Source organism: Planococcus circulans, from assembly GCF_020023385.1.
In the GTDB taxonomy this organism is placed as follows: domain Bacteria; phylum Bacillota; class Bacilli; order Bacillales_A; family Planococcaceae; genus Planococcus.
Window position 1 is genome coordinate 231,046 of record NZ_JAIQCL010000002.1, and the last position, 12,163, is coordinate 243,208.

General features: G+C 44.1%; 12 protein-coding genes. 5 read left to right on the forward strand and 7 right to left on the reverse strand.

Translation table 11 applies throughout. The features are described from left to right. Nucleotides 1-12 precede the first annotated feature (12 nt). Nucleotides 13-522 (reverse strand): glycine/sarcosine/betaine reductase selenoprotein B family protein, encoded by a 510-nt coding sequence (locus K8U60_RS05315; protein ID WP_223635429.1) that lies wholly within the window; start codon nucleotides 520-522, stop codon nucleotides 13-15. A 350-nt stretch (nucleotides 523-872) separates the two neighbouring features. Between K8U60_RS05315 and K8U60_RS05320 the strand changes: the two genes are divergently transcribed. Beyond that, nucleotides 873-2,378, forward strand: coding sequence for a phytoene desaturase family protein (locus K8U60_RS05320; protein WP_223635431.1), 1,506 nt, complete (start codon nucleotides 873-875; stop codon nucleotides 2,376-2,378). A gap of 86 nt (nucleotides 2,379-2,464) precedes the next feature. Here the strand turns inward: K8U60_RS05320 and K8U60_RS05325 are convergent, their stop codons facing one another. Then, nucleotides 2,465-3,547, reverse strand: coding sequence for an AI-2E family transporter (locus tag K8U60_RS05325; RefSeq protein WP_223635434.1), 1,083 nt, complete (start codon nucleotides 3,545-3,547; stop codon nucleotides 2,465-2,467). A 306-nt stretch (nucleotides 3,548-3,853) separates the two neighbouring features. Here K8U60_RS05325 and xylE point away from each other — a divergent pair, with 306 nt between their 5' ends. The 4 genes from xylE to K8U60_RS05345 all read left to right on the forward strand — a co-directional run bounded on the left by xylE (nucleotide 3,854) and on the right by K8U60_RS05345 (nucleotide 8,806). Continuing rightward, nucleotides 3,854-5,263 (forward strand): D-xylose transporter XylE, encoded by a 1,410-nt coding sequence (gene xylE, locus K8U60_RS05330; RefSeq protein ID WP_223635437.1) that lies wholly within the window; start codon nucleotides 3,854-3,856, stop codon nucleotides 5,261-5,263. 51 nt (nucleotides 5,264-5,314) lie between these two features. Further along, entirely contained in the window at nucleotides 5,315-5,494 is a 180-nt protein-coding gene (locus K8U60_RS05335) for a DUF3870 domain-containing protein (RefSeq protein ID WP_411730344.1), read from the forward strand. 521 nt (nucleotides 5,495-6,015) lie between these two features. Further along, on the forward strand, nucleotides 6,016-7,371 hold the full coding sequence (locus K8U60_RS05340) for an aminotransferase family protein (protein ID WP_223635439.1): 1,356 nt from the start codon (nucleotides 6,016-6,018) through the stop codon (nucleotides 7,369-7,371). A 13-nt stretch (nucleotides 7,372-7,384) separates the two neighbouring features. Beyond that, nucleotides 7,385-8,806 carry an APC family permease gene (locus K8U60_RS05345; RefSeq protein WP_223635441.1) on the forward strand — a complete coding sequence of 474 codons (1,422 nt, stop codon included), beginning with the start codon at nucleotides 7,385-7,387 and terminating at the stop codon, nucleotides 8,804-8,806. Nucleotides 8,807-9,496: 690 nt separating this feature from the next. Here the strand turns inward: K8U60_RS05345 and K8U60_RS05350 are convergent. The 5 genes from K8U60_RS05350 to K8U60_RS05370 form a co-directional block, all read right to left on the reverse strand. Beyond that, nucleotides 9,497-9,700 (reverse strand): hypothetical protein, encoded by a 204-nt coding sequence (locus tag K8U60_RS05350; protein WP_223635443.1) that lies wholly within the window; start codon nucleotides 9,698-9,700, stop codon nucleotides 9,497-9,499. A gap of 15 nt (nucleotides 9,701-9,715) precedes the next feature. Beyond that, nucleotides 9,716-9,889, reverse strand: a complete 174-nt coding sequence (locus K8U60_RS05355) for a hypothetical protein (RefSeq protein WP_223635445.1) — start codon at nucleotides 9,887-9,889, stop codon at nucleotides 9,716-9,718. A 209-nt stretch (nucleotides 9,890-10,098) separates the two neighbouring features. Continuing rightward, nucleotides 10,099-10,590, reverse strand: coding sequence for an SRPBCC domain-containing protein (locus K8U60_RS05360; RefSeq protein WP_223635447.1), 492 nt, complete (start codon nucleotides 10,588-10,590; stop codon nucleotides 10,099-10,101). 109 nt (nucleotides 10,591-10,699) lie between these two features. Next, a complete protein-coding gene (locus tag K8U60_RS05365) occupies nucleotides 10,700-11,134 on the reverse strand; it encodes an OsmC family protein (RefSeq protein WP_223635449.1) in 435 nt (144 codons plus the stop codon). A 249-nt stretch (nucleotides 11,135-11,383) separates the two neighbouring features. Then, nucleotides 11,384-11,920 (reverse strand): cupin domain-containing protein, encoded by a 537-nt coding sequence (locus K8U60_RS05370; RefSeq protein WP_223635452.1) that lies wholly within the window; start codon nucleotides 11,918-11,920, stop codon nucleotides 11,384-11,386. Nucleotides 11,921-12,163: the final 243 nt, after the last annotated feature.

Here is a 12,163-nt window from a genome sequence, read left to right on the forward strand (position 1 = left end):
ATGGCAGGATCCTCAGCCAGGCACCAGGAGCGCTGCATCAATGCCTTGGTTATCGAAGAGTTCCACGACTTTCGGGATAAAGTCTTTTTCCGCGATAGCCGTGTCGAGGATTCCGCCGTTCAGTCCGATATTGATTTCGGAAACCGTTCCAACCTTCCCGTCCGCTGCTGCCTTTTTCAGCTGCTGGAGCGGGAAGACGATGGACGGATCGGTTTTGGCGAACTTGGTATCGAAATAGATATGTGTGACTGTCAGCTCCTGTTCTGTAATATCTGACGGGATGATCCGAAACGAAGGATCTCCGGCAGGATTGTCCACATCAAACGGTTTGTCCGATTTCAAGTGAACACCGGCTGTCGAAACCAGGGCCACTTTACATTTGGACAAGGGATGTTGCAAAAAGGCCTCGGGCAAGTTTTTGTTTTCTTCCATATGGCTCATGGTGAATTTCTGGTAGGCCTTCGTGAAATTGCTGGAAAACGTCCGCGACAGTTTCGATTTCAGCTTTGTCTTCATTTTCATGATCCGCCATTCCTCCAGTTCGATTGGTCTACTGGATAGTATTCGCTGGCAGGTTGAAAATTCCTGTATGGAATTTTTCTTTAGGCTTATTTTATTGAAGTGCATGCTGATTGCCGGAAGGGTGGTTTTTATTTTAAAAAGTACTATCAACATTGCCAAATCAAGTCTTTCAATGTGGACATTCAGACAATTCTGCTTCTATAATAAAGTATGTATAAAAATTATACAAAAACTATATAAAAAAAGTTTTTAAAGCGGTTGGCTAGGGAATTATAAATGGGATGCAGATCTTTTGGTGCTTTTTGCATACATCATGAAAAATCACTTTGGAGAAGAAAGGCGGTACATACATGGTGAATCCTAAAAAATCCGTAATCGTGATCGGGGGAGGACTCGGTGGGTTATCCGCGGCTATTTCCCTTGCGCAAAAAGGGTACGCGGTTTCTTTATATGAAAAGAATGGTCACATCGGCGGAAAAGTGAATCGTCTCGAGCAGGATGGTTTCGGTTTCGACTTGGGCCCGTCGATTTTAACGATGCCGCATATTTTCGATAAATTGTTCCAGGGAAGCGGCAAGCGGATGGCGGATTACATTTCGCTTAAGCGACTTGATCTGGAATGGCGTTCGTTCTTTCCAGACGGTACGGTGTTGGATCTGTACCATGACCTCTATTTGATGGAGCGGGCGAATCCTGCGTTGTCCCACGGGGATATGAAAGAGTATTTCTCTTTATTGAAATACGCGCAGCGGATTTACAAGACGACTGAACGAAGCTATTTGAAAGAAGGCTTTGAGTCGCCGAAAGAAGCGGTTGCGCAAAATGGGATCCTTGCGACCTTGATCGGATTCGATTTGACTTCGACGATGTACAGCGCGATTTCAAAACGCATCAGCAATCCGCATCTGCGGGATATGCTGTCTTATTACGTCAAGTACGTCGGTTCTTCTCCTTATAGCGCACCTGCAGTCCTCAATATGATGATCTACATGCAGCATGCGCAAGGCTGTTGGTACGTGCAGGGCGGGACGCATAAATTGGCGGAAGGATTGGAGAAGCTGGCGCAAGAAGAAAGTGTTCAAATTCATACGGGTATGGGCGTGGTGCGGGCGCATACCAATCAGGATAAGCAGATCGCGGGCATTGAACTGGAAGATGGATCGTTCAAGACCGCCGACTATTATGTATCGAATATGGAAGTTATCCCGTTCTACAAGAAAATGGTGGACGCGGATGAGAAGTTTGTCACGAAACTCGTGGAGAAGTATGAGCCTTCAAGTTCGGGTCTCGTCCTTCATCTGGGTGTCAAGAAAACCTATCCGTTGCTGAATCACCATAACTTCTTCTTTTCGGAGAACTTGCGTGAACAGATGGACAAAGTGTTCGAAAAGCACGAGCTGCCGGACGATCCGACGATTTATCTGGTCAATGTCAATAAAACCGATCCGACGCAGGCACCACCTGGGCATGAGAATATCAAGATCTTGCCGCATATTCCTTATATTCAGGACAAGCCGTTTACACCCGAAGAATACCGGGAGTTTGAAGAAGTCGTGCTCGACAAGCTGGAACGCATGGGCTTGCACGGATTGCGCGAAAATATTGTGACACGCGACGTCTGGACACCGCATGATATTGAACGCACCTATGGCTCGGACCGCGGAGCCATCTACGGAACCGTTTCCGATAAAAAGAGGAACGGCGGCTTCAAGCATAAAAAACAAAGCGAACTCTACGACAATCTTTATTTCGTCGGAGGGACCGTCAATCCTGGCGGCGGCATGCCGATGGTGACGCTCAGCGGCCAGCAGGTGAGCGATAAGATCGTGAAGCGCGATCAGGCGAGCAAAGGATAACTAAAAAAGGCTCTCTTTGAAATCAATGGATTTCAAAGAGAGCTTTTTTGTGTTGAACAAACACATATAAACAAGCAGTCTGGTTTTCAACGGAGCGCCGGGTACTTCAACCGGATGAGGCGGTATAGATTCTGTACGATGGCTTTGCCGACCGCATAGACAGGAATGACGAGGATCATCCCGATGATTCCGGCAAAACTTCCTCCGATATAGAGAAGGAAAATGATGGTGACGGGATGCACTTCAAGTTTATGACCCATGACATTCGGAGATATGAGATTGCTCTCCAATTGCTGGATGACCAAGATGGCGACGGCCGTCCAGAAGGCGAGCAGCGGCTCCTGGAAAAAAGCCACGATCAATACCGGTATCGCACCGATGAACGGTCCGAGAAACGGAATCAGGTTAGTGAACATGGAAACAAGGGCAAGGATGACGGCATATTCCAAGCCGAGCAGCATATAAGCAATCAAACTAAGCACACCGACAAACAAGCTGACAATCGCTTGTCCCTGAATATAGGCGCTTAAGTTTTCGTCCATATCCTGGAGAATTTTCCGCCCTTCGTCACGTGAATCCTGAGGAAGGATCTTGAGGAAACGGTCTGGCAGACGCTCACCGTCTTTCAACAGGAAAAACAAGATGAAGGGGACGATGACCAGTTTGGCTAATATGCTGATAAAGCTGGCGAGAAAGCTAAGGATTCCAGATCCGAGATCAGAAAAGGTAGTAGAGAAATTCTCGGTCAATGTGGATGGCTGAAGCGCCGGCATGACGCTTTGTTCTTCAATATATTGCCACCAGTCACTTTGCAGCGCCCAATTGATCCAGCTTTGTACACGCCCGACAATGAAGGGGAAATTATCGATTAAAGTCATGACTTGGCTTAACAATAAAGGGCCAAGCCAACTGCCAAGAAGGAAGACGGCAAGGGTGAAGAAAAAGAAAATCGACAGGATAGCCGTTACACGGCCCATCCGCTTTTCCAGCAACCCGACGAGCGGACGGAAAATATAATAGAGGATGCCCCCAACGATGACAGTTGGAGCGATAGTCGAAAAAATGACACGGAACGGATAAAGAAGAAACGGCATACGGGCAGCCAGATACAGAATGATCAGAATAAGAACAACGCTGTACAGGAACAAAAACCATTTTGTTTTCGGCATGCGAAGCCCCCCAGCTTCCGGCTGCCCTGTTTCGCAGAAACAGCCTTTGTTTCCCTATTACCTGTAAGCATCCGCGTTAAACTAGGAGCTTCATGATCAGTTGCGGATATTACATCGCTGACATAAAAGCTGTAAAAACTGAGCGGGCTAACGAGATCTCAGAAAAATTTATTCCAAAATAATAAAAATTTAAAGAAAACTTAGTTTAATCATTGCACTAAGTATTGGAGTATTGCTACAATACTGATAACGCTTACAGATTGAGAGGAGGAGAGAGCAGGAAGTGATGCTGCTCTTGCTAGCCAAATGAAGAATTCTAAGCTTTTGTACATCATTGGTATTACCTTAGTAGCAACACTGGGAGGTCTTTTGTTCGGTTATGACACGGCCGTTATCTCTGGTGCAGAAAGCTCGCTGCAGGCCTATTTCACCGATAGCCTGGGGCTCAGTTCCTTTATCCACGGGTTGACGGTATCCAGTGCATTGATTGGCTGTATCATCGGGGGAGTTTTATCAGGATATTTTTCTGCAGGCATTGGCCGGAAATACACATTGATTGTGGCCGCATTTTTATTTTTGGTTTCCGCGCTTGGCTCTGCGTATCCTGAGTTTTTGTTCTTCACACCAGGTGAGCCGTCTATCGCTTTGCTGGCAACGTTCAACTTTTACCGGATCATCGGTGGAATCGGCGTCGGCCTGGCTTCGGCAGTCGCTCCCATGTACATCGGGGAAATCGCTCCTCCGAAATTGAGGGGCCGCCTTGTTTCTTTAAACCAATTCGCCATCATTTTCGGCATGCTGGTTGTCTACTTCGTCAACTGGGGAATCGCTCGAGGCCAGACCTTGGAATGGATCAATGATCTCGGCTGGAGATACATGTTCGCTTCTGAAACGATTCCCGCGTTTCTGTTTCTCCTGTTGTTGTTTTTCGTTCCGGAAACACCGAGATATCTCGTGTCTCAGCACAAAGACGACAAAGCAATGGGTGTTTTACTGAAAACGTACGATACCACTATGGCAAAAGCCACTTTATATGAAATAAAAAATTCCTTCGACGACAAGAAGGAAAAACTCTTTGCCTACGGTAGAGGAATTATCGTCATCGGCATCCTGCTTTCGGTGTTCCAGCAGTTTGTCGGCATCAACGTAGCGCTGTATTATGCACCGCGCATCTTTGAAAGCATGGGCGCTGGGCGCGATGCTTCACTCTTCCAAACCATCGTCATGGGCTTGGTCAATGTCATCTTCACGATCATCGCGATTGTCACTGTAGACAAAGTCGGCCGCAAGCCGCTATTGATCATCGGTTCCATCGGGATGACCATCGGGATGTTCGGTGTGGCAGGTCTTGCATACTTTGAGCAGATTGGCACCGCCACTTTGGTCTTCATCATCATCTACACGGCTTCGTTCATGATGTCGTGGGGTCCGGTCGTCTGGGTCTTGCTGTCTGAAATCTTCCCGAACAAAATCAGAGGGCAGGCATTGGCGATTGCCGTTGCATTCCAATGGGCAGCCAATTATTTTGTTTCATCAACTTACCCAGCGATGATGGAAGTAAGCGGCGCGATGACTTACGGAATCTACGGCGTGATGAGCATCCTTTCCGCCTTGTTTGTCTGGAAGTTCATTCCCGAAACAAAAGGCAAGTCACTGGAAGAACTTGAAATCATTTTGAAAAAGTCACAAGATGCAAAAGCAGTAGTCGATCAATAACAGGAACCGAGCCGCTCTATCCAGGATGATCTGGGTGGGGCGGCTCGGTTTTTGATTGCTGAAGTGGATAAAAAATACGGATTGATTGTGATAGCTAGCTGTACTTTAGCTAAGGCACACGGCCGAGAATTTGTTCATCAATTGCTCAAAGGGCATAGCCTTCTAGATGGAATAGAGGAGCCAGTAGAGAAGTTAAAAAACCACTACTTAGGAAAAGCAGGGGGGCACTGATTTCTGCATTAAAGGATTTGTACAAACAATAGGAGAGTTGCAAAACTCACCATTTAGTTTTCTGAATATTATATTTTTTTGTATACAATTAAAGTTTAATAGTATAGGATGAAAGTAAGAATCGTGCCGAAACGTAATCACGTTCGTCCCGCACGATCAGCATGATGAATTTTAAAATGCATAATCCATAACTGCCTAGTCTGCCGATAATCTCTGCGGAGGTTTTCGCCACAGATAAAAGCCAGTTCATTCTTGACTAACAGCTTGCTGTAGTCAATTTGAACTGGCTTTTTAAATGTCACGAAAGGGGCGTGTTACAATCTTATGTTTTTGCACACATTAACCTTATGAACAGGAATGTCAAAAATAGAGGTGATAGAGCGGGTGATAATAGCCTATGAATAGGTTACTTCCTTTGAGAAGTAAGCGCTTACTTTCGGGTTCGGATACAAAGAAGAAGTAGTGGTGAAAAGAGAAAAAACTTAAAACTTAGAGTGAAACTAAAGTTGGGAGGAATTCACATGGACAATTTAATCGAATGGGATAGAAATCACTTTATTCATCCAACATCATCGATTAAAGAGCAGCAGAAAAATGGACCAAAAGTAATTTTTGAAAAAGGTGAAGGTATTTATTTAACAGATGTGAATGGGAAAAGATATATCGATGCAATGTCTTCTTTATGGAATGTGAATATCGGACATGGCAGAAAGGAGATAGGGGATGCTGCGAAACTACAGATGGATCAATTGGCTTACAGTTCAGCCTTCTCAACTTTTAGCCATGAACCAGTTATTAGATTAGCCAAAAAAATCGCTGAATTAGCACCGGTCGGGCTGAACGCGACATTTTTCACATCTGGTGGTTCGGAATCGAATGATTCTGCATTTAAACTAGTGCGCCATTATTGGAGAATACAAAACAAACCTAATCGCAATAAAATTATATCTCTAAAACGGGGATATCACGGAGTCGCAGCTGGTGCAACGAGTGCAACCGGTATTCCTGAGTTTTGGAAAATGGCGGGGCAATTGCAAGGTGGGTTCCTCCATGCAGCGACTCCTTATTGGGAAGGGACAGAAGGCTCGATCAAGTCGATTCGGGAAGTGATTGATGCGGAGGGAGCAGAGTCGATTGCCGCATTTATAGCAGAACCTATTCAAGGTGCTGGTGGAGTGCTCATACCGCCTAATGATTATTTTGTAGAAATCCGGAAACTTTGTACCGAATACGGAATTATTTTTATCGCTGATGAAGTAATCACTGGATTTGGCCGGACTGGAACAATGTTCGGATTGGAGCATTCAGGAGTAGTTCCGGATATGATGACATTTGCGAAAGGAGTGACGAGCGGTTATTTTCCTCTAGGAGGCGTCATTGTGTCTGATGAAATTCATGATGTGTTAAAGGAAAAGTCGGAAGGGACCTTGTTCCATGGGTTCACCTATAGCGGACATCCGACAGGAGCAGCAGTAGCATTAAAGAACATTGAAATAATTGAACGTGAACAATTAGTTAATAATGCGCGAGAGATGGGAGAACTTTTGCTGGAGGGATTTAGGGAGATAAAATCTAAAATCAACATAGTAGGAGATGTTCGGGCGCTCGGCCTTTTGGGGGCAGTGGAACTCGTTGAAGATCCTGAAACGAATAAACGTTTTTCTCCGGATTTAAAAGTAGCAGTACGCGTGATCGAAGCGTTGCATGAGCGTGGAGTGATTTGCCGTGCAGTGACTTATGAAGGAACCAATATTATCTGCTTTTCACCTCCTTTAATCATCACTAGTGAGCAAATTAAAGAGCTTCTGGAGAAACTGCATGACGCTATCTCGACAGTTGCTAAAGAGTTAAAAGACTTGTCAGAATCCACAATATAAAGGAGGAGGGTAAATGGAAGATCAGAAGCTTTTAAAAGTATTAGGGAACCGGGACGTTTTAGCTCTAGCTTTCGGTGCAATGATTGGCTGGGGGTGGGTTGTAACCGCTGGAATTTGGATAACAGAAGCGGGATCCGCAGGGGCAATCATAGCTTTTCTGATAGGGGGAATGCTCGTTGTATTTGTAGGCCTTACTTATGCAGAACTTGCCTCTGCTATCCCAATAGCAGGCGGTGAACTTTTTTATACTTACAAGGCGATGGGAAGGGTTCCTTCATTTATAGCGACTTGGGCAATCGTACTGGGTTATATTTCGGTAGTAGCTTTTGAAGCGGTAGCTCTACCTACTGTTTTTGAATTTTTAGTGCCAAATTACAGCACAGGATATATGTACACTGTTGCAGGATGGGATGTCAACTTCACGTGGGTGGCAGTCGGTGTACTAGGTTCTGTTATAATTTCCTGGATTAACTTCCGTGGAATAAAGCTGGCAAGTTTTGTTACTTTTCTTCTTACTTTACTGATTATCATAGCTGGAATCTTGCTGATCACCGGTAGCTCAATAGCCGGAAATGTTGGGAATATGCAACCGTTTTTCGAAAAAGGTACCGTTGGGATTTTAACAGTATTAATCATGACACCGTTCATGTTTGTAGGATTCGATGTTATTCCGCAAGCGGCGGAAGAGATTAACCTGCCGAGGAAGAGAATCGGTCAATTATTAATCTTTTCCGTATTTCTTGCAGTCATATGGTATATAGCAATTATATTTGGTGTTTCACGTGTGCTTTCTCCAACAGAGATTAATGAATCGAATTTAGTTACAGCAGATGCAATGGCAAAGGCTTTTGGCGATAGTCGAATGATGGGGAACATACTGGTGCTCGGAGGAGTAGGTGGGATTTTAACAAGCTGGATCGGTTTCTATATCGGCGGCAGTCGAGCAATTTACGCTTTAGCCAAGGCGGGAATGCTACCTAAGGCATTGGGTGAATTACATCCTAAATACCGCACGCCATATAAAGCGATCTTATTGATAGCAGTTCTTTCAACAATAGCGCCATTCTTTGGTAGACCTGCACTTGTCTGGTTAGTAGATGCAGGTGGACTGTCATTAGTGGTGGCCTGGTCAATGGTGGCAGCTTCATTTTTGATACTTCGAAAGAAAAACCCAGAGATGAAAAGGCCTTTTTATCTTCGTGGTGGTAGCATAATCGGATGGTTTGCAGTACTAATGTCGATTGGCATATGTATTTTGTATTTCCCCGGTATGCCATCTGCTCTTATTTGGCCATATGAATGGGCTATTATCATCGTATGGATTATATTAGGTGTCATTCTTTATCAAGTTTCAATGCGGAAGTATGGACCTGAAAATTCTGATGCACATATGGAAAAGCAATTGGAAGAAGTATTCAAAGAAGATGCAGAATGATCTAGGGTGAATTTAGATCGTATAGATTTAAAGGATAGAAAACCCGCAATTGAAAATTAGAGTATGGGCAGAAAAGTTTTACGGTATTGTTTATTAGAATATACCGGAATTTAGACTCGAACTATTTCCACACCCTCAATCCGGGTGTGGTTTTTCATTAGCCAAATTAATCTCCCTAAACAAATTTACAGCCATTCACCTCACTTGCTCCCAAATTATCATCAACTGAAGAAGGAATGGACATGAAGTTGAGTAATCTGACTGTTTATGTACTGGCTATTTTGTATAATTGCGGCTTGGATTATTTTAAGCGTAATTTTGCGGAGAAGTCGTGGAAAGACCCGAACTTTCCGAGACGTCATGGGAACTCAGGCGGCGAAAGGGTCAATCAAAGAAATTAAGTTCATGTATCCGAAACGCAAAGCACTGCTGGAAGAGTTGTCGGAAATTTAAGGGGGAGCTGGTTGCGTTGAGTCTTGAAAATTGAAGAACCTTGCTCAGTAATTTTCAATGAAATAGGGAAGCTCGAGTGTCGAACTTATACACTTAATCAGAATCTTTTCTACACAAAAACACTCCCATTGGATGATTGTTATTTCAAACGATCTTGGAGGTGTTTTTGTGTTTCTTGTTTACATCACTCGAGGTAGGGTTTTGATAGTAAACTGATCTTTATTGTAGCCGCCTCTTCTACTTGTTTCTTTCGAAAGTTTCTGCGTAATTGATGTTCATAAACATATTAACCACAAATACTACCGTCGCCCCAAGTACAATTAGCGCACCTGTTAAGGCGAACGGAAAAGCGAATCCCTCCTCTCCGATTGTAAAAAAGTACATTCCCGTTAATACCATGATGGTTCCGATGTTGTGAAGCCAGAAATGAACTTTTCCCAATTTCCCATTTCCTGCTCAAGAAAACACATGATAGATCAGCCCGAATAAAGCAGTTGTAGACCACCCCAGCAAATTGACGTGAGCGTGTACTGGAGTATACTGGAAGTTTTCAGTTACTCCCATATGGATCCCTAAACTGATGCCGATTAACAGATAGACAGCCGCTATTTTAATAAAAGCTGTAGCCATCTTACTTAGGCTCCTTCCATACTTACTGAATGCTTTTGCGTAAACTTTCTTGCGTTTGGAGGAACGTCGCTGCTGGACATTTGTAAGCTGAATAAGAGAGAGTGGCCTCCTTTCCTATAGAATCTAAAAACAAAATGCCCCGGGTTTGCTTGCGTTCATTTTAAGTCATTTATTTATTTCTTGAGAAGCGGTTATTTTCCTTCTGTTTTTTAAGAAATTCCCTTCTGTTTTTCAGTAAACAAAGCAAGATTTTCAAGGGTGGAACCAAGGCCCTCATCATGATCTTCTTTCCGGATTCCTTCAGGAACATGTTCACAAACGATGGTGACCTTTGTTCCTTCCAACACAGCTTCCAAATACCAGGTTTGGATCATCTCGCCGGCAAACGCTGGATCTTCAGAATCAAACTGGCCGGCCAACACGATTTTCGCGTCGGGAACCAGTTCCAGAAATCTCCCTTGGGAGACGTCGGTATGGTCCGAGGTTTTGCCGGGATTTGAATGATCAGTTTCGTACGTCAGCGCCAGCTTATAAGCTCCGCCTTCACGAGGATCGAACACATCGAGATGAGCGGACATTCCTTTAGGTGGGAGCCAGGAACGCAAAGCTTCAGGATCCATAAATGCCTGATAGATGGCTTTCGGTGTTGCTGCAATCACTCTTGAAGCAGAATCGATTCTGTTGCTGGGTGGATGCGCCATGTTCAACAACCTCCTGAATTTCATTTGGTATAGTATACCCAATCTGGGTTAGAAATTATGCCGGATACTTGGGCTTAATTAGTCTGATCCATGCCATAAAAAAACGCCGCTAGTCAGCGGCGACTTCTTCACCATTCAGCATGAGCCGGTAGCGGACATCCGCTTTGAGTGAGTGGGCGACGGGACAATATTTTTCTCCACTCACTTCAATGGCATGCAGCACTTTTTCTGCGGCAATATCGCCTTCAATATGGAAAGTCACTACAATGGACAGAAACTCTTTAGGTGGGTTGCGCCGTTTTTCTCCTTCGGTGATGATCTCGAGAGAACGAATCTCTTCCATCTTCGACCGCAAAATCATGACGACGTCCATACCGACACATCCTGCAAGTGAGCCAAGCAACGCCTGCATCGGCAAAAGGCCTTGTTCGTTGCCGACTCCTTTATGCGCATCCATCGTCAGCGTATGGCCGCCTTGCCCGACTGCCGAGAAAACAAAATCCCCTTGCCATTTCGTGGTGAGCATCAATTGATCTGTCTCCATTTGGCATACTCCTCGTAGTTTTCTTTCAGTTTATCATTAATTATCTGAATAAATATTCAAATTGGATTTCTTCACTAAAACTTTAGAAAAAAATCCTTCTCTTCTGTAATTCGCTAATGGGAAAAATCAACGAATGTTCCTACTTAGTTTAAAACTTCTGACCTTATTTCCACCAATAGATAATATGATGAGATGAAAACATCTAATCACTCAGAGCACATTACTGAGTGGTTGGATGTCTAAAAGCAGCTACTCATATTCAGTAGGAACACCTAGAATTTTTCCTGCGGGCGCCAAGGCCAAGTATAGGATTTTTTGCATCAACCATGGCGGTTTGACAAGACGGATGTCATTTTGATGCTTCAATCCGAGACGGGCTACCACCAACAGAGGGGGTAATCCGTTTTTGTTCAGCTTTCCGGCTTTGGCTAATGCAAAATAGGACTTCAAAAAACGATCCATCGTTCCTGCAGGGTAAAAGTACTGAATGGAATGAGCTTCGAGGGGGCCTTCATTCCAAAAGAAATGTCTCACGCCTGCTGGAATTGTTATTTTTTCACCTGGACCGACGATCTGGATTTTGCCATCAATCGAAAAGTGCAAGAATCCGGAAAGTACTTCTGCGGAACTTTCTTGTTTCGGATGAATGTGTTCCGGTTCTTTTTCGTCGGACGGTGGGTTAAAGCCTTCAATTTCAAGAAAAGCTCCGTTCGTGTCTTCTGCAGTTTTTCGGAAAATTATCCTTTGGCCACTTCGAGGATTGGTGATGGTTTGTGGTGACGCCATTTGTATAACCTCCTTTATAGTTAATTGATTAGCATAAACGTGTTGGAGTCCAATCAATGAAACAGAAAGAAAATGGTCTATTTACAAATGAAGACAGGGCACAAAAGAATCGGGAAGCTATTGAATGGTAGGGAGCTCATCTGGAGCACTAAAAAGATAAAACTAATTTATACCGCTATTATATTCCAATTTATAGTAATATTCCATTAGGCATAATAAATATTTTCGATTAATTTATCCCTG

Coding starts and splice junctions, on each gene's coding strand:
- K8U60_RS05315 (WP_223635429.1), bottom strand. CDS start 522: ATGAAAATGAAGACAAAGCTGAAATCGAAACTGTCGCGGACGTTTTCC.
- K8U60_RS05320 (WP_223635431.1), top strand. CDS start 873: ATGGTGAATCCTAAAAAATCCGTAATCGTGATCGGGGGAGGACTCGGT.
- K8U60_RS05325 (WP_223635434.1), bottom strand. CDS start 3,547: ATGCCGAAAACAAAATGGTTTTTGTTCCTGTACAGCGTTGTTCTTATT.
- xylE (WP_223635437.1), top strand. CDS start 3,854: ATGAAGAATTCTAAGCTTTTGTACATCATTGGTATTACCTTAGTAGCA.
- K8U60_RS05340 (WP_223635439.1), top strand. CDS start 6,016: ATGGACAATTTAATCGAATGGGATAGAAATCACTTTATTCATCCAACA.
- K8U60_RS05345 (WP_223635441.1), top strand. CDS start 7,385: ATGGAAGATCAGAAGCTTTTAAAAGTATTAGGGAACCGGGACGTTTTA.
- K8U60_RS05355 (WP_223635445.1), bottom strand. CDS start 9,889: ATGGCTACAGCTTTTATTAAAATAGCGGCTGTCTATCTGTTAATCGGC.
- K8U60_RS05360 (WP_223635447.1), bottom strand. CDS start 10,590: ATGGCGCATCCACCCAGCAACAGAATCGATTCTGCTTCAAGAGTGATT.
- K8U60_RS05365 (WP_223635449.1), bottom strand. CDS start 11,134: ATGGAGACAGATCAATTGATGCTCACCACGAAATGGCAAGGGGATTTT.
- K8U60_RS05370 (WP_223635452.1), bottom strand. CDS start 11,920: ATGGCGTCACCACAAACCATCACCAATCCTCGAAGTGGCCAAAGGATA.